18 protein-coding genes and 1 pseudogene are annotated in these 22843 nt (G+C 57.7%); 12 read left to right on the top strand and 7 right to left on the bottom strand.

Features of this window, described 5'->3' with window-relative positions; all coding sequences use genetic code 11:
- The first annotated feature begins 830 nt into the window (after positions 1-830).
- Complete coding sequence (locus E4M07_RS26955; protein WP_136661517.1) at positions 831-1886, top strand: AraC family transcriptional regulator; 1056 nt, start codon at positions 831-833, stop codon at positions 1884-1886.
- A 60-nt stretch (positions 1887-1946) separates the two neighbouring features.
- Here E4M07_RS26955 and E4M07_RS26950 read toward each other — a convergent pair whose 3' ends face one another.
- Complete coding sequence (locus tag E4M07_RS26950) at positions 1947-2411, bottom strand: hypothetical protein (protein WP_136661516.1); 465 nt, start codon at positions 2409-2411, stop codon at positions 1947-1949.
- Positions 2412-3041: 630 nt separating this feature from the next.
- Positions 3042-4193: a porin gene (locus E4M07_RS26945; RefSeq protein WP_136661515.1), complete on the bottom strand. Its 1152-nt coding sequence runs from the start codon at positions 4191-4193 to the stop codon at positions 3042-3044.
- Positions 4194-4510: 317 nt separating this feature from the next.
- Here E4M07_RS26945 and E4M07_RS26940 point away from each other — a divergent pair, with 317 nt between their 5' ends.
- The gene (locus E4M07_RS26940) at positions 4511-5101 is read left to right on the top strand and encodes a site-specific integrase (protein ID WP_169054421.1); all 591 of its coding nucleotides are present in this window, start codon (positions 4511-4513) and stop codon (positions 5099-5101) included.
- 96 nt (positions 5102-5197) lie between these two features.
- Here the strand turns inward: E4M07_RS26940 and E4M07_RS26935 are convergent, their stop codons facing one another.
- The 3 genes from E4M07_RS26935 to E4M07_RS26925 all read right to left on the bottom strand — a co-directional run bounded on the left by E4M07_RS26935 (position 5198) and on the right by E4M07_RS26925 (position 8714).
- Positions 5198-6037, bottom strand: coding sequence for a hypothetical protein (locus tag E4M07_RS26935; protein ID WP_136661513.1), 840 nt, complete (start codon positions 6035-6037; stop codon positions 5198-5200).
- Between the two features lie 297 nt (positions 6038-6334).
- On the bottom strand, positions 6335-7621 hold the full coding sequence (locus E4M07_RS26930) for a cytosine deaminase (RefSeq protein ID WP_136661531.1): 1287 nt from the start codon (positions 7619-7621) through the stop codon (positions 6335-6337).
- Positions 7622-7763: 142 nt separating this feature from the next.
- Positions 7764-8714, bottom strand: a complete 951-nt coding sequence (locus E4M07_RS26925; RefSeq protein ID WP_246660635.1) for a BMP family protein — start codon at positions 8712-8714, stop codon at positions 7764-7766.
- Positions 8715-9072: 358 nt separating this feature from the next.
- Between E4M07_RS26925 and E4M07_RS26920 the strand changes: the two genes are divergently transcribed.
- Positions 9073-9753 (top strand): TetR family transcriptional regulator C-terminal domain-containing protein, encoded by a 681-nt coding sequence (locus E4M07_RS26920; protein WP_136661512.1) that lies wholly within the window; start codon positions 9073-9075, stop codon positions 9751-9753.
- 16 nt (positions 9754-9769) lie between these two features.
- Here the strand turns inward: E4M07_RS26920 and E4M07_RS26915 are convergent, their stop codons facing one another.
- Entirely contained in the window at positions 9770-10690 is a 921-nt protein-coding gene (locus E4M07_RS26915) for a LysR family transcriptional regulator (RefSeq protein WP_136661511.1), read from the bottom strand.
- A gap of 128 nt (positions 10691-10818) precedes the next feature.
- On the opposite strand from E4M07_RS26915, the gene E4M07_RS26910 reads away from it, so the two are divergent.
- The 5 genes from E4M07_RS26910 to E4M07_RS26890 all read left to right on the top strand — a co-directional run bounded on the left by E4M07_RS26910 (position 10819) and on the right by E4M07_RS26890 (position 16566).
- Entirely contained in the window at positions 10819-11712 is an 894-nt protein-coding gene (locus E4M07_RS26910; RefSeq protein WP_136661510.1) for an arginine deiminase family protein, read from the top strand.
- A 66-nt stretch (positions 11713-11778) separates the two neighbouring features.
- Positions 11779-12735: a glycine betaine ABC transporter substrate-binding protein gene (locus E4M07_RS26905; RefSeq protein WP_136661509.1), complete on the top strand. Its 957-nt coding sequence runs from the start codon at positions 11779-11781 to the stop codon at positions 12733-12735.
- 76 nt (positions 12736-12811) lie between these two features.
- Positions 12812-13873, top strand: coding sequence for a betaine/proline/choline family ABC transporter ATP-binding protein (locus E4M07_RS26900; RefSeq protein WP_206057410.1), 1062 nt, complete (start codon positions 12812-12814; stop codon positions 13871-13873).
- The gene (locus tag E4M07_RS26895; RefSeq protein ID WP_136661508.1) at positions 13870-15441 is read left to right on the top strand and encodes an ABC transporter permease subunit; all 1572 of its coding nucleotides are present in this window, start codon (positions 13870-13872) and stop codon (positions 15439-15441) included. Before E4M07_RS26900 ends, E4M07_RS26895 begins: the two co-directional genes overlap by 4 nt.
- Before the next feature lie 84 nt (positions 15442-15525).
- Positions 15526-16566, top strand: coding sequence for an arginase family protein (locus tag E4M07_RS26890; protein WP_136661507.1), 1041 nt, complete (start codon positions 15526-15528; stop codon positions 16564-16566).
- Here E4M07_RS26890 and E4M07_RS29225 read toward each other — a convergent pair.
- A complete protein-coding gene (locus E4M07_RS29225) occupies positions 16553-16840 on the bottom strand; it encodes an FGGY-family carbohydrate kinase (RefSeq protein WP_169054420.1) in 288 nt (95 codons plus the stop codon). The two genes, E4M07_RS26890 and E4M07_RS29225, sit on opposite strands and share 14 nt — an antisense overlap.
- Before the next feature lie 662 nt (positions 16841-17502).
- Here E4M07_RS29225 and E4M07_RS26875 point away from each other — a divergent pair.
- The 4 genes and pseudogenes from E4M07_RS26875 to E4M07_RS26860 all read left to right on the top strand — a co-directional run.
- A complete protein-coding gene (locus E4M07_RS26875) occupies positions 17503-18426 on the top strand; it encodes a helix-turn-helix domain-containing protein (protein WP_136661505.1) in 924 nt (307 codons plus the stop codon).
- Positions 18427-18567: 141 nt separating this feature from the next.
- Positions 18568-19974, top strand: coding sequence for an aldehyde dehydrogenase family protein (locus E4M07_RS26870; RefSeq protein WP_136661504.1), 1407 nt, complete (start codon positions 18568-18570; stop codon positions 19972-19974).
- Positions 19975-20036: 62 nt separating this feature from the next.
- Entirely contained in the window at positions 20037-21737 is a 1701-nt protein-coding gene (locus E4M07_RS26865; protein ID WP_136661503.1) for an AMP-binding protein, read from the top strand.
- Positions 21738-21780: 43 nt separating this feature from the next.
- Positions 21781-22722 (top strand): annotated as a pseudogene (locus tag E4M07_RS26860) (PQQ-binding-like beta-propeller repeat protein); the annotation flags it as partial.
- Positions 22723-22843: the final 121 nt, after the last annotated feature.

Here is a 22843-nt window from a genome sequence, read left to right as displayed (position 1 = left end):
TTCACCGGAACGAAGCATGGGACACGGGGCCGATACCTGGCCCCAGTCTCATTGAGATGCATCGTGCAACGCTTAACGGTGGGGTGCATTTCGCCCCAAATGCGTGACACTTTGCTTCTTTCTGCAGTCAGCGAGCGTAAATCACGTTTTTCGTTTGAATACAGATGGTTAACAGCGTCGCCAGATTGCGTACCGCGGTTGACTGGCTGAAGGTGGGAAAGTGAGCGAACACCCGGATCCGGATGCCGCCTGGGCCAAGGGGTTATGGTGAGGACGGTAGCTTTTCGATCCGGATCGGCATCGGTCAAGCGGCGTGCCGCTCAAGCCGTCATGTTCCTACAAAGCGTCGTAACCCCCTACAAACATGAATGTTTTTCACAAACCAAAAGCGTTTGCAGCGATTGAGACGAATTGCGACCAATTAGAGAAGGTAGGAGACAGGGCACATCTTAAGGCGACTGTCCGATCACGATAAATTTACAGGCAGTTTATCGCCCGGACTTTTTTGAATGAATTTCCGCCATGAGACTTTCGCCTTTTTCCCTTGCGCGTGGTCTGCAAATTAAGTCGGCCAATCCGAACGGTTTCTGCTGCCGTGAGACAACATATGGTTGTCGTCTGTCCGAAACCGCCGATTCCGGAAGCGCACCTCATTCGGATTTGTCGCCGTTTTCTCATCGGCGGGCTTTCGGGTCGCCGGTTCGGCCAATTGTCGGTGAAGGTGCAGGAGCAGGCATTCCAAACACAATTCGCAGGTCGCGGCGCATCCCGATCCCCGGCGGGGTTGCAAACCTTGTCGCCGGTTATTCCGCAAACATCTGAGGCGAAGGATGACGGATCTTGCCGAGCCGAAATCAATCGTTTCGGTAAAAATAGATACTTCCCGCATCCCGCGCAAAGACCAGTTCGCCTGGCTGCGCGAGCACATCAGCACAGCGTTTCTCGTTGAGCGTGAAGGCGACCATCAAGAGGCATTTCCTTACGAGCATCAGTTTTATCAAACACCGAGCGCCGCATTTCATGAAGTCAGCTGCAAGGTAAACAGCACCCTGGAACGGCATTCCTGTCACATCGCGCGTGACAGTTTTGACTTTTTCAACGTGGACTTGCGGGTCAAGGGGAGGGGCGGCTGCTCATATGACGGTGCGACGTCCATTGTAGCGCCGGGACAGGTTCACATAGGCGACTACTCGCGTGAGCAGCGGTATGTCCTGCCGGGATACCACGCGCTTTGCGTACAATTTAACCGGCAGGATTTGCTGGACCGTGTCCGGTGGCTGGACCACCACCACGGGCTGAATTTTACCGCAGGTCCGTTGTTGGAAGTCTTCAAAATACTCCTGCAGACGACGTTCAATCAGCTGCCGCATGCAACCATTGCAGAATCGGACCGCATATCGAAACAGGTTATGAATGGTGTCGTCGACCTTCTCAATTTCGAGAAAACCGGCAGCATGGACAGTGTTGAGATCAGCGACAGGTCGGTTTTTGCCGCCATCCAGCGCGAGATCAGGGGCAATCTCCATGATCAGGACTTCTCCGTCGTTTCCATCGCCGGTGCGCTCGGCGTATCCAAATCGAAACTGTACCGGCTGTGCGAGGATTTCGACACGCCAGCGGGCCTGTTGCGGCAGGAAAGGCTGAGAAAAGCGGCGGGGATGCTGAAAACAGGCGCTGGCGTCAACATTGACAGGCTGGCTCACCGCGTCGGATTTGCAAACCGGTCTTCCTTCACAAGGGCATTCAAGTCCCAGTTCGGCCTGTCGCCAAAGGACTATCGCAACGGCATGAGGCGTAATGATCCATCGGCGGATCAACAGCATTCATATCTGGACTACGGCTGGCAAAAAATACGCGCTGCGATGGCGGAAACGCTTGCCACCTGACGGTTGGCTTCCGGCTGCCGATTACGGCACAGCGGAACTGCTCGCATCTTCAGCACTGCATCAGCCAACGGAATCCTGTCCGCGCATCGAGCCATGCCGGCCGGCTTCGGGATCGGGGCAACGGATGACCCTGGCGAAGGCGGACATCAGTGTGAGCAGCGACAATCGCATGCGTATCGACGCATAAGGATATTCGTCCGGACCGTGCGCCCAGTGCATCAGATGGTACATGTGCATTCGCGCCTCGGGCCAGTCCGGAGCGACCGGCACCGCCGCCAGTATGTCGTCAGCCTTGATCGACGGAACCATGCCTTCATGCGATCCCCACGCACCACAGGCCTTCCTGTTGGCGATGCTGTATCGCTCGAAAAATCCGGCTATTTTTTCGAGCCGCAACTGGGCATCGGCAAAGCCTTGCGGCGAGGCGATTATTTCGTCCCCCTCAAACGAGAAGCCGTCCAAAATGCCGAAAAAAATGAACGTCAGGTTTCCGAGGTCACGGGCAGTGAGCACCTTTGGCTTCATGCAAATCTCCGGACCATTGGTTGCCCGCGTGTCCGGGACCGCCGAAGGACCGCGCGCGTCGTATCCATTGCGAAGATCCTCGAAGAACTGGAGAAAACCTGTTTCGTCTGCAGCGCTTGAAATCGCCGGGCGATTCCGGCCCGCTTGCACGGAGGCCTTGCGGCGCCGGTGGTGAGCGTTCGAATGCCTGCATTTACGCTCACCGGGCGCCATGGCTCACCTCGGATCCTGTGCGACGAGGACATGCTGTGAAGATTGTTTTGCCGAAGAATTCAACCGGCAGCCTGCCCGTCGGGACCTGGATGTGTGCCAGGCTGAATCGTCGGTTCTTGAGCAGAGTCTATGGCAGGTTCAAAATTCCCGTAAAGGAAAGAGTAGACACATTCCGTGCCTAAGGTGGTGCAATCCGTCCTTGCCGCGAACGTTGCCGCCAAAGAGTCGAAGTTGAAGGGGCGGCCCGGCACGGCTTTGGTGCCGGGCCGCGGCAGTGATTGAAATGGGCGAGACAATCACCGCTATCTGTTGATGCATTGGGAAAGGTGAAAGTGGCCCGGCAGCTAGATTGGTAGCCAAGTGCCGGGCCGGGGTGACTGGAGGTCAATCCGGGCACCCGAAGCAGATTCCGATGCCTTAGAAGCTGCGCTGAAGACGGAACAGGCCCGTCGTTTGATTGTCGATGGAGCCCGTGCTGTTCTGAATGTCGATGTAGCGGACTTCGCCGCGGACTTCGAGGTTGTCAACCGGGTTCCAGACGAGAACACCTTCGAGCGCCCACGTGCTGACATCCATTGTAGCGCTCCCCGCTCCGAGCGGGTGGGCCGCACTCGCGGCGATGCCGCCGATGGCGGCAGAGGTGGCGATGGGGGCCGCATAATAATTGCCGGAGTACTGACCACCGACCGAACCCTTGAAGTTCGGTGCGAACTGGTGCTGGTACGAAGCCATGAGTGACCACTCAGGCGTAAATGTAGCGCTTACGTACGATGGGGTTATTCCAGTCACAGCCGAGAAGTCGACCTCATAGGTCAAATTCGCGCCGTAACTGGTCGGACCGTCAGCGTAGAAACCCTGGACGATCAGGTTGCCGGCCGGCCCGATATCGGTGTTGAGGCCGAGCTTGACGCCGAAGTTTTCAGCGGACTGGTCGTAACCGAATGCTCCGTAGATCGTAGCACCGCCAAAGACACCGCCGATACGACCGGTTACATCCGGCATATAGGAGGTCGCGTCGCCGTCGTCGTTGAGCGAGATTGCCGCAAAAAAGTTTTCGCCGGTGAAGTTGTAGCCGACCTGGTTTGCCTGGCCGTAGCCGTAGGCGAGGCCGTTATCGGAGTGCGAACCGAAACCGGATGCGCCGCCGTTCTTGGACATAACCCATGTCGTTTCCGTGTAACCAAAGACGAGGCCGCCAAGTTCAGCATAGGCCTGGTCGACAACTGCTGTAGAGTCTCCGCCGCCGGCGTTCTGACCCTGGAAACGAAGATAGGCGTGCAGAACGCCGAGTTCCGTGTCTTCCTTGGCCTGTATGTTCAAGCGGCCTCGAACGGCTGAAGAATAGCTATCGGCTTCGCTTAGGAATCCGATATCCAAGCGGACGAATCCACTCAGCTTCAGGCAGGTCTCGGTGCCCGGGATATAGAAGTAACCGGCGCCGAAGGCGTCGCAGACGCGCACATATTCGACCGGCTCCGGCTCTGCTGCCACTATGGCGTCGGCTGAGAAAGCCGGCGATGATGCCGCTCCAAGGAGGGTGGTGGCCAATAAAATTGTCTTTCTTCGCATTCGCTGATCTCCAACTGTTTTGAGCAAAAGTCGGCGACCGGCTGAACGGGAGCGGAGTGCAACATTATTAATCAATTTTGTACGAATGGCCGTGCTCGGCCTTTTGTTTTCTTGTGAAGGGGCTGCGGCTGTGATATCAAGAGCGTACTGGTTGGCTATCAGACTGAAAACACTTTACTTTTTGTTGGGGACACACTATTGATTAATAGTGTTGCACGCTCGCTACAGCGACGGTAAAGAGTGATATTACGGACAGTATTTTAGCTACCGGAAGAAGAATAATGTTGCATTCTGTAAGCAGTCTTATGAATTCAAAGATGCGGCTCTATGATGAGCGCCAGCAAAGGTTGTATATAAACGGACCGGAACGGCTGCGCTTCTTGCGCGAAGCCAATAAATCACTACTACCGGTGCGTGCTTTTTGCTTGACGCTCCTGTATACCGGCTGCCGCCTGTCCGAAGCGCTCAATCTCACCACCGCCTCGATCGATCCGGAAAGCCGGCTCGTTTCCATTCGAACGCTGAAGCAACGGGATCGGCATCATATACGGGAGGTGCCGATACCGCCCGAGTTGGCAGACATCCTGGTGACGCTCAAGGAAAAGCGCCTGGACGAGAACCGGTCCGACAAGGATGCGTTGCCGCTCTGGACCCACAAAGGCCGGCCCCTGAACCGGATCACCGGCTATCGGTGGATCAAGCGGGTCATGGACAAGGCGGATATTCGCGGTGCCCAAGCCAGCCCCAAGGGGCTGCGCCATGGTTACGGTGTGCACGCTCTCCGGATGGGCATACCCCTGAACCTCCTCTCGCGCTGGATGGGTCACACCTCCATGATCACCACGGCGATCTACGGCAACGCGGTCGGCAATGAGGAGTTGGAAATCGCGGGACGAATGTGGGGGTGAAGCCGATTGATCACATTCGGTAAATCGGCCAGTGCGATTTCCCAATGCGATCTCCACCATGTTTGGGAAAAGCCTTTCTTTATCTGGACTGAATGTTCATCGCCCGTAGTCTTCACAATGCAAAACAAATTCGAGCGGCGCGTTCTGTACTGATTTGACCGGTTCGGGCTGGCCGCGTTTGCCGAAGTGGACGACCGTGTACCCCACCGCCGGATTGTCTTTGCTTTTCCATGTGGTTCTGCCGACAACCGTTACACCCTCGCCGTCATGCAGTCCCTTCTCGTTCACGACCGATTCAAACACCGTGATTCTCTGAACCCCTGCCTCACTTTTTTCGGGTCTGCGCACGAGTTTGGCAAAGTCGCTGCGGTGGATGATATCGATCTTGCCCAAGCGTCCTTCCGGTGACCTGACGGTGATCCATTCCGGCATACCCCATATGCACTGATCGGCGAGATGGATGTAGCTGTCGATTTTCACGATACGGTTTTCGTATTCAAACCAATTGCCGATTTTGTATTGAAGCCAGTCCGGCCTTGGCCAATGCCCCTTCAGAATGGTCAGAAAGCGAAACCGTTCTTGTGGAACTTCTACAACGTCGTCTTGTTCAATATCCGAAACGAAAAGGCGTGTGATGATGTATTGGGCATATCCGTCAATTTCGCGTTCCTCGAACCAGTATTCGGAGTGCAAAAGCGTACCGCGCCGGCCGTCATAATCGCATAGCTGCCCCTCGCGCAGAACGTTTTCGATTGGGTTGACGGTATCGAGCGCCGGCTCAAAAATATCAAATGGAGGTTCATCTTTATGGCGAACCGTCGCCATTCTGGAAGCAGGCCCTTTCGATGTCTGCCGGCTGCCGCCGGTCGCCATCATGATAACAACCCGGCCATCGTAGACAAATGCACCCTTGGCTGAAGGTGGGACGACCATCATCTCTCTTTAGTCTCATACCTTGTTGCCCCGGATGACCTTATCCAGTTCCTCAAGTCCTCGATATCGTACTGGCACGTTTTGCAACCGATTTGGGACGCATCTTCTGCTTGGCAATTTCGTTGGGGAGCCCAGATTGAGAATTGTTGCAAGTCTCTTCATGGACAATCTCTTCAGCGCTGTCTCCTGGGGCTTGAATGCCCGATCAGGCAGCTCTGCTTCGCTGCAGTCCGCACAGGCCGCGCGGCTGCATGCTGAACGTGGACTCTGACGGTGCCTTTTGAGAGGCCGGTCCGCAATTCAATTGGAAAGGCTCGTATCGAACTTCGTGTCCATCAGGTTCTTTTGAGTGAAGTCAATAAGCCGCTCGTCGCCTTCAAACAGCAACATTGCGGATCGCTTGGGCTGTGTGGCGATGATTTTTCCGCGGCGGACCACGGCAAGCCGCGGGGGTTGAAGCCTGATCGCCTCGATCGGATTACGGGCTTGCAGCAGGACAAGATCTGCATTGCAACCCTCGGCAATACCGTACCGGTCGATCCCAAGTGCCTTGGCGCCTTGATATGTGATGCTTTCGAATACGCGAGTTTGCTGCGTGGCACTCATCAGCCGGCCAAATACGACCGCCATGTGGGCGACATCCAAAATGTCGGCGGTGCCGAGCGGATACCATGGGTCAAGCACGCAATCATAGCCGAAGGCAATGTTCACACCCGCCTCGTAAAGTTCCCCGACACGCGTCATGACGCCCCAGCAGGTCGCCGCAGTCAAAGGACAGACCACGACGTTCATGCCCGATACAGCCATCTGTGCCATCAGCTTGTTCGCGTAATAGTCGTCGAAATTCGCGAGCGAGGGGCAATGGGACGCGGAGACGCGCGACCCCAGCCCCAGACGGATGGTTTCCGCGGTCAGCGTTTCCACCTGGCGCGATTGCGGGTCGGGCGTCTGGTCGGTGTGCATGTCGACCAGCAAACCGTGCCGGTGCGCAAGTTCGCACAGTTCCCGCACGGACTGCTGACCCAATGCGGCCGTCAATTCGTAATCAGGGATGCCGCCAACCACGTCCACGCCCATCTCGATGGCGCGTGCCATGGTTTCGACGGCACCAGGCGTACGCAGATACCCGTCCTGGGGAAATGCGACGATCTGCAGGTCCATCAATGGCCTGAGTTCGTCCCGCAATTCGATCAGCGCTTCAATGGCGCGCAGTTTCGGATCGCAAATATCGGTTTGCGCCCGCAGGTGCAAAGTACCGTTGGCGAGGGCCCAAAGGCAGATCCTTCGCGCTCGGTCCTTCACTTCCTCCGCTGTCAATGTGTCCTTGAGCCTGTTCCAGATGTTGATGCCCTCGTAAAGCTCGCCGCTCTGATTTGACATCGGATTGCCGTGGGTGAGAGCGCCGTCCAGATGGAAGTGCGCGTCGACGAATGGTGGCGTGACGAGGAACCCTTCTGCGTCGATGACGTCGCGCGCATCGCCGTCAATATTGCTTGCCACAGCGACGATCTTTCCTTCGCGGCACGCGATATCAATGTTCTGACGGCCGTCCTGAAGGGTCGCGTTCCTTATGATCAGGTCAAACAAGGCAATATCCCTTTGTTGATGATTGCGGTTCAACAAAACCGGCACCTCTCCTGCACGCAATTCGGGTCGATCCGATCGTTCGCGACAGTTGCCGGATCGATTTCGTCACACCCGGGTGCGGAGGAAAGGTGCCTCGCAAGCCTCAGTTTGACCTGGGTTCGGAATCGTCGACTTCGACAGTGAATTCACCCGATTTGATCTGCCCGGCACGTTCGTTCACCCTGGCCATCAGATCATCAGGAACCTTGCCTTTAAACGTTCCAAGCGGGGCCAATTCACACCCGCCGTGGGCGAGATGCGACAGTTTGCCATAATCTTCGCCGGTAAAGGTTCCATCCCTGACGCGGGCGATCGCTGCATCGGCCGTCGGTTCGAAGTTCCATATGGCCGACGCCACGACCGTGTCCGGATATTGATGCTGCGTGTCGATCACATTTCCGATTGCGAGTGCTCCGCGTTCTTCGGCCGCGTCCGACACGCCAAAGCGCTCGGCGTACATGATGTCCGCTCCGGCATCCATCATGGCGAAGGCGCTTTCCTTGGCTTTCGGCGGGTCGTACCAGCTGTCGATGAAATTGACGATGAACCGGACGTCGGGGTTTACCTCCCGCACGCCGGCCATGAACCCGTGCATAAGACGGTTCACCTCTGGAATTGCGAACCCGCCAATAAGACCGATGGTGTTCGTTTCCGTCAGGCCGCCGGCGATCATTCCCGTCAGATACGAGCACTCCTGAATGAAGTTGTCGAATACGGAAAAGTTCTGTCCCTGCGGCGGAAAACTGGAGCCCATAAGAAAATCGGTTTCGGGATAATCCTCGGCCAGGCGTCGAAAGCCGCGCTCGTCGTGAAAGGAATCTCCGACGACCAGGTCGACCCCCCTGTTTGCGTACTCGCGTTGCACACGCTGTGCGTCAACCTGGGCGACGTTTTCGGAGAAGGTGTACTCTATATCGCCCCGCGCCTCGGCCGCCGAAAGCGCTTCGTGGATCCTGTTGATCCACTGTTGCTCTATCGGCGCGGTATAGACCCCGGCCACGGTGATTTTGTCCGCTGCCGTGGCTGCCGATGAAGCGGCAGTCAGCCCGAGCATCAGGACGCTGCCTGCAAGCACCCAGCGTCTCATTGAATTTGTTGCTTCCATTTTGTTTCCCTCCCTGTTGGCATCTGCGACCGGGAACTTCGATCCCGGAAGTGGCGTGGAAGAGCGATCGCGACACAATCCAAACATAAGACTGACCAATTGGTCAACCTTATTTTGTGATTGCCTCTACCGTTTAAGCCGTGCCGAACGGAATCAGGATCGACGGAGGATTGCTCCAATCACGCTTCAGGAGATCACGCGCCCGGGATCATTTTCAGATGGTTCGCTCCTCTTCGAGCGAGTGATCACTTTGACCATTCGGCGTATATGAGCGACAACTTACGGACTTCTGGAAACGGGAACCTGCATGAAGTTGAAAACGGAAAAAACCGGAGCCGGCGTTGACGGCCGGCAACGCAAGCGGGTGGACCAAAAACAGGTCCTCATGCGCGCACAGAACACTGAAAAGCTATTGAAAGCCGGCGAAAGGGTTTTTTCAATTCGTGGATTTGACGGTGCCACAACGGCTGAAATCGCCAAGAAGGCAGGCGTCTCGAAGTCGACGCTGCACTACTATTTCGGCACAAAGGAAGAAATTTATGAAGCCGTAATGAACCGCATCCTCGATCTTTGGGTAAGCGCTCTGGAGGAAATCGACGCGGACGTGGAGCCGCATGTCGCGATTCAGAATTATGTTGCCCGAAAGATCGAATATTCAAGAATCTACCCGGAACCCACAAGGCTTTGGGCCATGGAGATGACCGGAGGCGCCAGACATTTTCAGGCTGAACTGCGGCAACGCGTGTTCGATATCGTAGAAGAAAAATGCAATGTGATCGATGGCTGGATCGCCGCCGGCAAGATGGAACCGGTGAACCCGCATCATCTCCTGTTTCTCTTGTGGGCTTCCACCCAGACCCTGGCCGAGGACGCGGCGCAGGCAGAAATGGTTCTGAAAAAAAGCGCTCTCGACAAAGGCGATTTCGAAGACGCGAGGCAATTGGCAACCCGGATATTTCTCCGTGGCCTTAATCTGAACAACACCTGAAATTCGCCGAACCTTATCAGGGGCATGAGTCTGTACCGGTTTCTTCCCCGACGTATTTAAGGAACGTCCTGGCAACCAGATTCAGCTTGCTTCCCCGTTTCGTCACGATCTCTATGTTCGTCGGCAGGTCGTATTTTCCGTCAAGGACCTTCTTCATCCGGCCTTCCACCACCCAGGGATGTGCATAGGATTCCGGCAGATAGCCGACGAAATTGCCGGTCAGGACCAACAGTGCGACACTTTCGACCTGGTGTGCGTTGGCGGTCGATTTCAGGCCGATCGAGACAGGCGCCACCTTTTCCTCGGACAGATAGGCGCGTTTCGCAAGATTGGCGGCCTGCAAGAGTCTTTCTTCTTCCTGCGGATCGCTGATCTCGAACAGCGGATGGCCGCGCCCGCAATAGAGCCCCATGAATTCCGAACTGATCTGCTGATAGAGCAGGCCCGGCTTGTGATTGTGAAACACGCCGATACCGATGGTTATGTGGCCGTCCAGAACGCTGTATTCGATGTCGTCCGGTGCCAGCGAATGCAGTTCGATATGGACATCCGGCGCTGCCATGCAGAATTTCGCAAGAACAGGGACGATCGAGGCTTCGGGGTTTGTGATCCAGTTGTCGATCACCGCCAGGGACAGTTGCCCGACAAGTTTGCCGCGGGATCCTTCGATGGTGCCACTGAACTCTTCAAGCGATGCAAACAGCTTCAAGGCCGCGTTGTAAACCAGCTGTCCCTTGTCGGTCAGCCGAAACCCGACACGGCCCCGCTGGCAAAGACGCATTCCCAATCGCAATTCGAGATCGGCAATCTGCCGGCTGATTGTGGATGTCGAAACGTTCAGCGAGACCTGGGCTGCAGAAAATCCTTGTGCCTTGACGACGGAAACAAAGACCTGGAGCAGGTGAAGATCCACTTTTGACAGGCGGGACAGGCGCATAAGGACCTCAAATCAGTTTCATTTATATACAACTTAATATGCAACATTTGTAATTTATTTTGAATAAGGCGGCTGTCAGGTTCTACCGCTGTAAACGCGAAATTGTCATTTTCTGAAGCGGGGGATTCATGCTTGACGCTGCAACTTCGACGAAAAATTGGGGCATCAACAATGACTATGCCGTCCTGACCGATGTGCTTCTGGGCAAGCCTGAATACTATCGATGGGTGGAAGCCGGACCACTGATCGGCCGCACGATGGCGAATGCGCACAAGACCGGCATCAAGTTCGATCTGCAGACGGCGATGTCCCAGCACGCCGAGATGGTGTCGATATACGAAGAGAACGGCGTGACATGCCACTATCTCGAGCCGGACGAGGCGCTTCACCGCAATTTCTTTGCGCGCGATTCATCCGCCATGACGCCCTGGGGTGCCCTGATCTGCCATATGCAGCTCAAGGTGCGCCGCGCGGACTATGTGAGTGCCATCCGGTTTTATCAGGAGCGTGACATTCCGATCTGGAAATTCGCGACCGCCGGCCATTTCGAGGGCGGTGACTTCGTCATCCTCGAACCCGGCAAGGTGCTGATCGGATATTGCGGCGAGCGCTCGGAGAAGGAGGGGGCAGAGCAGGTCGCCGAATTCGTTCGAAAGGAGGGCTGGGAGGCCATAACCGCGCCGATCAGCCGCGAATTTGTCCACATGGACGGGTTGGTCGTGCCGCTGGCCGCGAAGCTTCTCGTTGCCTGCGTTGACGCACTGGAGCCGTGGATCGTGGAACAGCTGGATCATTGGGGTTTCGATTTTGTCGACGTTTCGTATCGCGAAGCCCGGAACCTCGGCGTGAACCTGGTGGCCCTTGGGGGAGACAAGGTGCTGTCGATGAAAGGAGCCGACGAACTCAACGCCAAGATGCGGGCGCTGGGCTTCAAGGTCTACGATCCGGACATGTCCATGTTCACGCTTGGCGGTGGCGGTGTGCATTGCCTCTGTCAGGCGCTTTGCCGCGAAGACGTCTGAGCGTCTGGAGCCTGCGGCCTGCTGTTTCAAACAAAAATGTCAATCAGAAGTAAGAGGAACGATTTCATGCATACGGGAAATTTTCTGGCCGGCTTTACGCTGGCGGGCGCACTCACATTGAGCGGCTTCGCTCAAGCGGCCGACGTGGTGATCGGTGTGCCGAACTGGCCGTCGGTACGCGCGACGGCAAACGTGCTCAAGGTGGTGCTTGAAGACAATCTCGGCCTTGATGTCGAGCTGCAGAACGGCACCAATCCGATCATCTTCGAAGCGATGGATTCAGGTGCAATGCAGGTGCATCCGGAGGTGTGGCTGCCCAACCAGGTCAATCTCAACGACAAGTTCGTACGGGAAAAGAAATCCGTCCGGATGAATCCCAACGGCGTGGTGTCCGATCAGGCGATATGCGTTTCCAAGGCCACGCAGGAACGCACCGGCATTACCGAACTGTCGGAACTGACCGATCCGGACATGGCGGCGCTTTTCGACACCGATGGCGACGGCAAGGGCGAAATGTGGGTCGGAGGTGCCGGCTGGGCATCGACAAACATCGAAAAAATCCGAGCCAAGTCATACGGTTACGATGAAACCATGAAGTTGAAGGAAATGGACGAGGCGCTGGCGATCGCGGAGGTCGACAATGCGATCGCGCAGGACGAGAACATTGTCTTTTATTGCTACACACCGCACCACATGTTCGCCCTTTATGACCTGGTCATCCTGAGGGAACCGGAGCACGATCCGGCCAAGTGGAAGATCGTACAGCCGACGGACGACCCCGAGTGGCTGGAAAAGTCGGATGCTCCGGTGGCATGGAGCCCTGCCTATTTGCATATCCACTATGCCGCCGCCCTCGAGGAAGCCAATCCGGAAGCGGCCGCCATCCTGTCCAAGGTCAAACTGGACACAGACATCGTGTCGGACATGACCTACGCGCTGGTTGTCAAAAAGATGGACCCGGAAGAGTTCGCCCGCAAATGGGTGTCCGACAATGCCGACCTTGTCGATTCCTGGCTGAACTGATCTGCTGTGGCGCCCGGGCAAAGCCTGTTGCCGTTTTGCCCGGGCGATCAAGGCAACGGAAATGTGAGCAGGGCATATGAACGAGACCGTGAACGACGATGTCATTGTCGTCAACGGCGTCTGGAAGATATTCGGCGCAGATGTCGACGACGCCATGCAGGCGATTGAGCAGCGCGGCCTGTCGAAATCCCAGGTCCTGGATGAATTCGGTTGCGTCGTCGGTCTCGCCGACTGTTCGTTCCGCGTCAGGCGCGGCGAAATCTTCTGCATCATGGGCCTGTCCGGCTCCGGCAAATCGACGCTGGTGCGCCACCTCAACCGGCTGATCGAACCCACGGCGGGCCAAATATCGGTTCTCGGCAAGGATATGATCGCCATGAAAGGCGCCGAGTTGCGCGAAATGCGTGCGCGCAATCTCGGCATGGTGTTCCAGCATATGGCGTTGCTGCCGCATCGCACCGTGCGTGACAATGTGGGCTTTCCGCTGCAGGTGCGCGGTGAGCCCAAGTCGCAACGCTGGGATGTCTCCCAGCGCTGCTTGCGGATGGTCAACCTGCATGGATACGAGGACCGGTTTCCGCACGAACTGTCCGGCGGAATGCAACAGCGCGTCGGTCTTGCAAGGGCGCTGGCATCGGACCCGGACGTGCTGTTGATGGATGAGCCGTTTTCAGCTCTGGACCCGCTGATCCGGCGACAGCTGCAGGACCAGTTCATGGCGCTGTCGGCAGAGCTCAACAAGACGACGGTCTTCATTACCCACGATCTCGACGAGGCCATCCGTATCGGCAACCGCATCGCCATCATGAAGGACGGGCGGATCGTCCAGATCGGCACACCCGAAGACATCGTCACCAAACCGGCGGACGACTATGTGCGCGATTTCGTCGAGGGCATTTCCAAGCTGAAGCTGGTGTTTGCGCACACCATCATGGAGCCGTTCGACAGCTATCGTCCGGGGCCCAATGAGGACCTGCGGCAGAGCCCGCGCGCCCATCACGGAACCGACCTCGATCAACTCATCGATATTGCGATCACCACCGAACAGCCGATCGTCATCAATGACGATGACGGCACCGATATCGGCGTGATCAACAAGTCGACGCTGCTTGCCGGCATCCAGGGAGGCAAGGCATGACCGACACCGCGATCGACGCCATTGCGGACGCCTCCAGCGCACAAACAGGCGAATTTGCCGGCGAAAACAGCGCCTACTACGAGGCGGAATTCGAAAAGATCCAGGGCACGACGGGATTTGCCTGGTCGTGGAATACAATGGCGGCCGTCTTCGGTCCGCTTTGGGGCGCGCTACGCGGCGTCTGGGGCTTCTTCTGGATATACCTCATTCTGGAACTCTTCGCGTTTGTCCAGATCGGGCGCGGATTGTGGGGCGATCTCGGCGCGGATCAACCGGCCAAGTACGAGCGCCTGCAGGCCAATATCGCCAGAAGAGAAGAACAGGCCAGGGAACTGATTGCCGCCGGAAACGCGGCGGAGGCAGAGAGCAAGCTGAATATCGCGGAAAACCTGAAAAAGGTCGCGGCAGCGGCGAAGGAGCAGGCCGATCTCGCCTCCAACGAAGCCAGCATGATCCTGCTCGTCGGCCTCGCCGTGCTTTTCGTCGTCAAGCTGTCGGAGGGCTTTTATGCGAATGTGGCCTATGAGGCGCAGTACCTCAAATGGCGAACCAATCCGAAGATACAGTCCGGCGTCAATTGGACCAATGCCGGCATCGGTGCCCTGCTGCTGCTTGCGATCTGGCCGCTGACCCTCATCCGCTTCACCGTCGCCGATCCCAACAAGTGGATCGCGCAACTGACGAACGGGCTGCTGGGCGACAGGATTTCCATCACGCAGTTTCCCGTCCAGAAACAGTATTTCGCCTATCTGGCAAGGAAGGGCGATGAGGGTTTCGACTGGCTGGCCAACAAGTTCGGCGGCGTCTTCGACGGGGTGACGGCGGCGGTGCGTTGGGTGCTCGACAGCCTGGAAGTGCTGCTGATCCAGACACCGTGGCCGGTGGTCATGCTGATGATCGTGGTCATGGCCTACCGTCTTGCCGGACCGCGGGTGGCGATCTTCACCGCGGCGGCGCTTGCCTATCTTGCCTTCATGGGATTGTGGGAGATCTCCATGATCACCGTTGCCCTGATCGGCGCCGGCGCGTTCCTGTGCATCCTGTTCGGCATTCCGCTCGGCATCTGGTTTGGCAAATCGCGCCGCGCCTACGCGCTGGCGGAACCGGTTCTCGATTTCATGCAGACGATGCCGGCCTTCGTCTATCTCATACCCATCATCGCCTTCTTCGGCACGGGCAAGCCGCCCGGCGTTCTGGCGACGATCATCTTTGCCATGCCGCCGGTCATCCGGCTGACAGCGCTCGGCATGCGCGGTGTGCCCGAAACGACCAAAGAGGCGGCTGTCGCCTTCGGCTGTTCGAAACGGCAATTGCTGTTTTTTGTCGAATTGCCGCTGGCGCTGCCATCCATCATGACCGGCATCAATCAGACGATCCTGATGTCGCTGTCGATGGTGGTGATTGCCTCGCTGATCGGTGCCGAGGGGCTCGGCGCGCTCATACTGGAGGCGCTGCAATACGCCGCCAAGGGCCAGGGGCTGCTCGGCGGGCTGGCCATCCTGTTCTGTGCCATGGTGATCGACCGCATTGCGCAGGGGGTCTATCGCAGGCGGGCCGGCGGCGGCTGACCGTCCGGACAGGGAACCAGCTTCCGACCGGTCGCGTCTCGGCATACGGGCAGGACCGCATTTCAACCGAAAAGGAAACCGTCCGTGGCAGAAGAACATGATGTGAGCATGATGAGCAACCTCTACTGGTGGGGTGTTCCGACGCTGTTTCGCTGCGACAACAGAGGGCCTGCCGGACAGGAAATTGCACTCGTCGGCGTTCCGCACTCGACCGGCAACGGCACGACGGAGCGCGACCAGCACCTGGGGCCGCGTGCGGTGCGGAACGTATCGGCCATGTTGCGGCGCGTGCACGGTGAATTCGAGATCGATCCTTGGTCGGCAGCCGGCATCGTCGATGTCGGCGATGTTCCCTTTCCGCGCGCCAATGACAACGAGGACTGCATCGAGCAGATCACGCGGTTCTACGGCGATATCGATGCTGCAGGCGCCCGGCCGGTGTCGATCGGCGGCGACCATTCGATCACGGGCGGCATCGTCCAGGCGCTGGGGCGCGGCAGCATCGCCGGCGGGGAACCGGTCTGTTTCCTGCATCTCGACGCCCATACGGACGTCTATACGACCGTGGATCATTTCCTTGGCGCCAAGAAATCGGCGGCACACTGGGGTGCCTATCTCGCGGACCAGGGCAATGTGGATCCGACACATTCCATGCAGATCGGCCTGCGCGGCCATACCCGCACACTCGACTGGCTTCAGCCCTCCTACGACGTCGGCTACAACATCGTAACCATGAAGGATTACCGCCGGCGTGGCGCGGCGGACGTGGTTGCGCAGATCAAGGATGTTCTCGGCGATCGGCCGGTCTATATCACGTTCGACCTCGATTGCCTCGACCCGGCGGTTGCCCCCGGCGTTTCCAACCTCGAGGCGGGGGTTTGCGGCTTTTCGATGGATGAGGCGGTGGAACTGGTGCGCGCCGTGCGGGGTCTGAACATTGTCGGCGGCGATGTCGTGTGCCTGATGCCGACAAAGGACAGCGCCAACCAGATCACCGCTCTTCGCGCCGCTGCGATCATGTTCGAGATGATCTCGATGATCGCGGAAAACTGCTCGCACGGGCGCTCATTCCCCAAGCCGCGGCACATCAAGATGCCGCACGAACGTGAAATCAGCAGCCGATAAGGGGGCACATCGCCCGATAGCGCTGATACGACGCCTCCAGCACTTCCCGGTTGTGTGCCCCGGGTTCGAACGCGCGATCGATCCGGACCGAGCGTTGCGCGATCTCCTCGACGGCAGCGCCCGTGTGCGCTGCATGACCGATGATTGCAGCCCCGGCGGCGGATGTGTCGCGTTCCGAGATCAGGTCAACCCGGCGCCCCAAACAGTCGGCGATGATCTGGCACCAGGTGACGGACCGGGCGCCGCCCTCAGCCAGCCGTATCTCGCTGCTCAATGCCCGGCCGTATCCAGCGCCTCTATGCACTGGCGGGCATTGAACGCCACGCCTTCCATCACCAATCCTGAAATTTCGGTCTCTTGTGTTTGATTGTGGCCCTATAGAAGTCCGATGTCTTTTATCTGCAGTTGCCCCGCACCACAAACACGAAAATGGCAGCGTCTCCAGTCGGGGGTGACAAGTGGTAGCGGTCTCCCGCTACCAAGTTTTTCAACGACTTAGCCAAAATCATTTTGCAATTCTCCGACGCGGTTTGGAGCCGGTTTGGAGACATTAGGTAACAGAACGTACCTAAGACATGGGTGACAACCTCGTGCCGAACGGGTTGTCGATTGTTTGCAGTGTTCTTTGCTCCAGGTCGATGTTTCCCAGATCAAAGCTCATGAAACTAATGAGCCAAATGCCATCGTCCACCTCCTTGATGCCGAGCCTGTGACCGGCCAGGACCTGCGATATGTTTTCCCGCTACGAAACGTCAGTTCGCTTTGGCCGGCGCTTGGCTAGGAGACTCAAAAATTTTGCAAAAGCACTGCCCGCATCTTATTGTCATTCGCGTGAAATCGAATTCCTGACAATGTTGGTCAAGACATTTACAAGGCGTCAGAGGGGTTTAGCCAAGGGATAGCTGGGCACTGGGTTGAATCGGGAGGACATCAGAAATGATGTGTTATGAAGAGTGGAACGCTGCCTTGCGTGCATGTTGCGGCCACTATTACAGTGTTCCGACGCGCCGCCAAAAGACTTCGAATGGATTTGATGTGCTGGATATCCACGGCATGGACGTGGCCTCCATTCGATGCACAATAGACCGGATCTCGCGAACCAACCAGGGCATCCGCCGCGACGACGCCGAACATCTTTTCCTGTTGTATCAGGTCGCCGGTCAGACCCATGTCATTCACAACAGCCGTGAAACGACGATGGAGCCCGGAGATTTTCTGCTGCTCGACTCGGTTCGGCCGGCAGAACTCCTTTTTGACGGCGGCATGTCCGATTTCCGCTCGATCCATATGCCGCGCAGCCTGTTTCTGGCCGGCCGCAGCCATGTTCCGTGCGTGGGCAGCAATCTGTCCCGCCGCCATCCGCTGCATTCCAGCCTGGCTAACATCCTGTTCAGCAAAGACCAGGAAGATGAGGCCGGCGCGGCGGACTACCTTTTTGACTATGTGTCGATGGTATTCGGGCCGGACCAGCAATCCTCTCAAGCTTCCGGCTTCCGCAATCGCCATGGACGCATGCGGTTTATCAGGGAAACCATCGATCTGAACCTGAAGCGCAAGGGCTTTTGCATCGATATGCTGGCGTCACTGGTCGGCTTGTCCCGCCGCCAGCTTCAGCGCGAGCTGACCGCCTCGGGGACCACCTATTCACGTCTGCTCCAACAGCGGCGTCTACGCCACCTGATCGCGTCCAAAACCCGCGGCGATCGTTTGGGTCACCGGGTTTCGCTTGCCGAACTCGTTCTGTCTTCCGGTTTCAACGATCAGTCGCATTTCAACCGGGTCTTCCGGCAGCACTATGGCGTGGCTCCGCGCGAGTATTTCGAAATCAACAGGGTAAATCGCCCAGCCTATTTGAATTGATGGATTTTTTTGGCGCGTAACGCCAAAAGTTTGGCGCGCTCATCCAAGACAGGATGATGCGTTTTGGTTTCACTCAGGCCAGATGCCGGGGAACGGTCGCCCTCAGACCGTGCGCCGCCCGGCACAAGGGAGGAAACCAAAATGGATATGGCAATGCTTATCGGTGGGCGGTTTGTTACATCGGATGCTCTGATAGATGTGATCAATCCTGCGACGGAAGAGGTGTTCGCGCGCGTGCCGCACGCAACGGAAACGCATCTTGATGAAGCAGTGGCGGCGGCAGCGGCAGCCCAGAAACAATGGGAAAAGACCCCGATGGCGGAGCGGCGCGCGAAGGTCGAAGCGCTTGCAGCCGCGATCGCCGAACGCGAGAGCGAACTGGCGCGGCTGATCACGCTGGAACAGGGCAAACCGCTTCCCGAGGCAGCCGGCGAGGTCCAATGGAGTGTCGGATATCTCGGGCATACCGCAACGTTGGAACTGCCCGATCGTGTCATTCAGGACGACGAAGCGTTCTTCATCGAGACGCGCCACAAGCCGCTGGGCGTGGTGGGCGGCATCATCGCCTGGAATTTCCCGCTGCTGTTGTGCTGCTGGAAAATCGGTCCGGCGTTGATGGCGGGCAATGCCATCGTTTTGAAACCGGCGCCGACGACACCGGTAGCGGCCCTCAAACTGGCAGAAATCTGTGCCGAGATCTTCCCTGCGGGTCTCGTGAACATCATCACCGACAATAACGACCTTGGCCCGAAGATGACGGCGCACCCGGGCATCTCCAAGATCGGCTTCACGGGCTCCTCGGAAACCGGCAAGCGGATCATGGCCGGCGCTGCCGACACAATGAAGCGGGTTACGCTTGAAATGGGTGGCAATGATCCATCCATCGTCATGCCCGATGTGGACGTTCAGGCTGCTGCCGAAAAGGTCTATGCCGGCGCTTTTCTGAACGCCGGCCAGGTCTGTCTCGCGGTCAAACGGGCTTATGTGCACGAAGACATCTATGACAGCTTCTGTGATGCCCTCGTCGATATCGCCGCTCAGGCGGTCGTCGGTGACGGACTTGAACAGGGAACGACAATAGGTCCGATCCAGAACAAAAAGCAGTTCGAGAAAGTCAAAGGCTATCTTGAGGATGCCAGGACCCATGGCCGGATCATTGCCGGCGGTGCGACGGTGGAACGCCAGGGATATTTCGTTGAGCCGACAATCGTACGCGATGTAAGGGACGGCCAGAAGGTTGTCGACGAGGAACAATTCGGCCCGATCCTGCCGGTGATCTCCTTCGATGATGTGGATGACGTCATCGAACGGGCAAACGACTGCGACTACGGCCTCGGCGGTTCCGTCCATTCCAAGGACGTCGACAGAGCAACCGAAATTGCCGGGCAGATCGAATCCGGCAGCGTCTGGGTGAACCAGCAACTTAACATCGGACCACACATCCCGATGGCGGGCTTCAAAGGGTCAGGGCTCGGTGTCGAACAGTCGGTCGAGGGTCTGGCGGAATATACCCAGATGCAAGTCATCAACGTGGCGCGGTCGGCGTAGACAGGAAGAACTGCGCCGCCCGTCCGTCACAAGCCGCCCGATCCATCTCGTGGAGGAGTGAAATGGGCAACCGCCAGCCGCAATCAGGGCTATCACATGTCGTCGGCACGATTGATCAACCCCTGCTTGAGCTTACGATACCTCAGGTTCTGGCGCGCACGGTCGCTGCGCACCCGGACCGTGAGGCAGCGGTCTTCGTTCAGGAAGGCCTGAACTGGAGCTACAGCACCTTTGCCCGGGAGGTTGACCGGTTTGCCGGCGGTCTTGTGCGTCTTGGCGTCCGCAAGGGTGACCGGGTCGGTATCTGGTCGCCAAACAACAGCGCCTGGCTGTTGACGCAATTCGCGACAGCCCGCATCGGCGCGATCCTGGTTTGTATCAATCCGGCATACCGCAATCACGAGTTGGACTACGCCCTCAACAAGGTCGGCTGTAGCACGTTGGTGACAGCGGCCGCCTTCAAGTCGTCCGACTACCTGGCCATGCTGAACGCACTCGCGCCCGAGATTGCGGATTCAACACCCGGAGACCTCAGTTCGGGACGGCTGCCGCATCTCAAACGTCTCATCCAGATCGGTGAGAACACGGCACCGGGCTTTCTGAGTTTCAGCGATGTGGCGTCCATGGGCGATACGGTTGAACCTGCACATCTCGATACGATCAGCGAAAGTCTCTCCAACAGGGAGCCGATCAACATTCAGTTCACCTCGGGGACCACCGGCAGTCCGAAAGGCGCCTGCCTCACGCACCGCAATATCGTCAACAATGCCGACAATGTCACCGCGACGATGCGGTTCTCCAAGGCGGACCGGCTTTGCATTCCGGTGCCGTTCTACCATTGTTTCGGGATGGTGATGGGAACGCTCGGTTGCGTGACCAAGGGGGCCACGATGGTTATCCCGGGCGAAGGGTTCGACCCCGCCCAGACGCTTCAGGCTGTCTCTGACCAGCGCTGCACCGCGCTCTACGGAGTGCCGACAATGTTCGTCGCCGAGCTGGAATTGCCGGATTTCGACCGGTTCGACCTCAGCCATCTGCGGACCGGGATCATGGCCGGTGCCTCCTGTCCGATCGAGGTCATGAAACAGGTTCAGGCACGCATGAACATGGGTGAGGTCACCATTGCCTACGGCATGACCGAGACATCTCCGGTGTCGTTTCAATCGGATGTCGACGATCCGATCGAAAAGCGGGTCAGCACTGTGGGCCGGATCCACCCGCATGTCGAATGCAAGGTCGTCGATGACCGAGGTCAAACCTTGCCGGTTGGCAAGCAGGGCGAACTTCTGACCCGGGGTTATTCCGTCATGCAAGGCTATTGGAACGACGATGAGAGGACGACCGAGAGCATCCGCGACGGCTGGATGCATACCGGTGATCTGGCCGTCATCGACAGCGAGGGTTATTGCGACATCACAGGCCGGGTCAAGGATATGATCATTCGCGGCGGCGAGAATATCTATCCGCGCGAGGTCGAGGACTTTCTGTTCACCCATCCTGGAATTTCTCAGGTCCAGATCTTCGGCATTCCGGACGAGAAATTCGGTGAGGTTGTCTGCGCGTGGATTGTGCCATCGGACGATAGCCTGACTGATGAGGAGGTCCGCGCCTTTTGTAAAGAGCGGATTTCACATTTCAAGGTTCCCACCCATGTGCGGTTCAAAACCGAATTGCCGATGACGGCCACCGGCAAGCCGCAGAAATTCGTCATGCGCGACAGCATGATGGATGAACTGAAGGCCGGAATGGAAAAGCCCCCGTAGAGGCGCGGAATCCACAGCAGCAGCATTCAGAAGGGAGGAAGGAATGAAACGCATTATCGGGGCAGCGATCGCCCTTTTTGCCACGCAGGCACTGGCCACGGCAGACGTGATCACACAAGAGGAGATCCGCGCCGCAGTGGGCGCCGTCGATACGGCGGCGATCATCGAAAATGATGCCCATGACCGAAACTGGCTGAACTATGGACTGAACTATGCGGAGACGCGATTTTCGCAGTTGAATGCAATCAATGAAGACAACGTAGGCGAATTGGGCCTGGCCTGGTCGTTGGGCCTTGAGTCACGCCGCGGTGTCGAGGCGACGCCCATCGTGGTCGACGGCGTCATGTTCGTCACGGCGTCCTGGTCTGTTGTCCACGCGGTGGACGCCGTAACGGGTGAAGAACTCTGGGTCTATGATCCGGAGGTTCCACGCGAGTTCGCCCATAAGGGCTGTTGCGACGTGGTCAATCGGGGGGTCGCCGTCTATGACGGCAAGGTCTTTGTCGGTGCCTTTGACGGATACCTGCATGCTTTGGACGCCGCCACCGGTGAACGGGTCTGGAAGACGGACACGATAGAAAATCGCGAAATGTCCTACACCATCACCGGGGCGCCGCGCGTCATCAACGGCAAGGTCATCATCGGCAACGGAGGCGCCGAATATGGCGTGCGCGGCTATGTGTCGGCCTATGACGTGGGAACCGGCGACATGGCCTGGCGATGGTATGTCGTGCCGGGCGATCCGTCCAAGCCATACGAAAACGAATCCATGAAGATGGCCGCGGAGACCTGGGATCCGTCGGGCAAGTACTGGGAGGCCGGTGGCGGCGGGACGATCTGGGATGCCATGGCCTACGATCCCGAATTGAACATGCTCTATGTCGGCACGGGCAACGGCAGCCCCTGGAACCGCCATCTGCGCAGTCCGGCGGGCGGCGACAACCTGTTTCTGGCATCCATCGTTGCTTTGAACCCGGACACCGGCGGGGGATGTCCCGTTCTCTGTTGAAAAAGAACTGAGGATTGGGTGGCGTTGCTTCCCCTGAGCATTAAGCTCAGGGCATTGAACCTGAAAGGAAGCAACACCATGAAGACGATTAGCACAT

The sequence above is a fragment of the Nitratireductor sp. XY-223 genome (assembly GCF_004959855.1).
GTDB lineage: Bacteria > Pseudomonadota > Alphaproteobacteria > Rhizobiales > Rhizobiaceae > Hoeflea_A.
This window is presented reverse-complemented; position numbering and strand designations above follow the sequence as displayed.

Excerpts from the sequence above, each read along its gene's own strand:
- E4M07_RS26955 (WP_136661517.1), top strand. The coding sequence starts at position 831 with ATGACGGATCTTGCCGAGCCGAAATCAATCGTTTCGGTAAAAATAGAT.
- E4M07_RS26935 (WP_136661513.1), bottom strand. The coding sequence starts at position 6,037 with ATGATGGTCGTCCCACCTTCAGCCAAGGGTGCATTTGTCTACGATGGC.
- E4M07_RS26925 (WP_246660635.1), bottom strand. The coding sequence starts at position 8,714 with ATGCTCGGGCTGACTGCCGCTTCATCGGCAGCCACGGCAGCGGACAAA.
- E4M07_RS26915 (WP_136661511.1), bottom strand. The coding sequence starts at position 10,690 with ATGCGCCTGTCCCGCCTGTCAAAAGTGGATCTTCACCTGCTCCAGGTC.
- E4M07_RS26945 (WP_136661515.1), bottom strand. The coding sequence starts at position 4,193 with ATGCGAAGAAAGACAATTTTATTGGCCACCACCCTCCTTGGAGCGGCA.
- E4M07_RS26900 (WP_206057410.1), top strand. The coding sequence starts at position 12,812 with ATGAACGAGACCGTGAACGACGATGTCATTGTCGTCAACGGCGTCTGG.
- E4M07_RS26920 (WP_136661512.1), top strand. The coding sequence starts at position 9,073 with ATGAAGTTGAAAACGGAAAAAACCGGAGCCGGCGTTGACGGCCGGCAA.
- E4M07_RS26905 (WP_136661509.1), top strand. The coding sequence starts at position 11,779 with ATGCATACGGGAAATTTTCTGGCCGGCTTTACGCTGGCGGGCGCACTC.
- E4M07_RS26910 (WP_136661510.1), top strand. The coding sequence starts at position 10,819 with ATGCTTGACGCTGCAACTTCGACGAAAAATTGGGGCATCAACAATGAC.
- E4M07_RS26895 (WP_136661508.1), top strand. The coding sequence starts at position 13,870 with ATGACCGACACCGCGATCGACGCCATTGCGGACGCCTCCAGCGCACAA.
- E4M07_RS26870 (WP_136661504.1), top strand. The coding sequence starts at position 18,568 with ATGGATATGGCAATGCTTATCGGTGGGCGGTTTGTTACATCGGATGCT.
- E4M07_RS26940 (WP_169054421.1), top strand. The coding sequence starts at position 4,511 with ATGCGGCTCTATGATGAGCGCCAGCAAAGGTTGTATATAAACGGACCG.
- E4M07_RS26950 (WP_136661516.1), bottom strand. The coding sequence starts at position 2,411 with ATGAAGCCAAAGGTGCTCACTGCCCGTGACCTCGGAAACCTGACGTTC.
- E4M07_RS26865 (WP_136661503.1), top strand. The coding sequence starts at position 20,037 with ATGGGCAACCGCCAGCCGCAATCAGGGCTATCACATGTCGTCGGCACG.
- E4M07_RS26875 (WP_136661505.1), top strand. The coding sequence starts at position 17,503 with ATGATGTGTTATGAAGAGTGGAACGCTGCCTTGCGTGCATGTTGCGGC.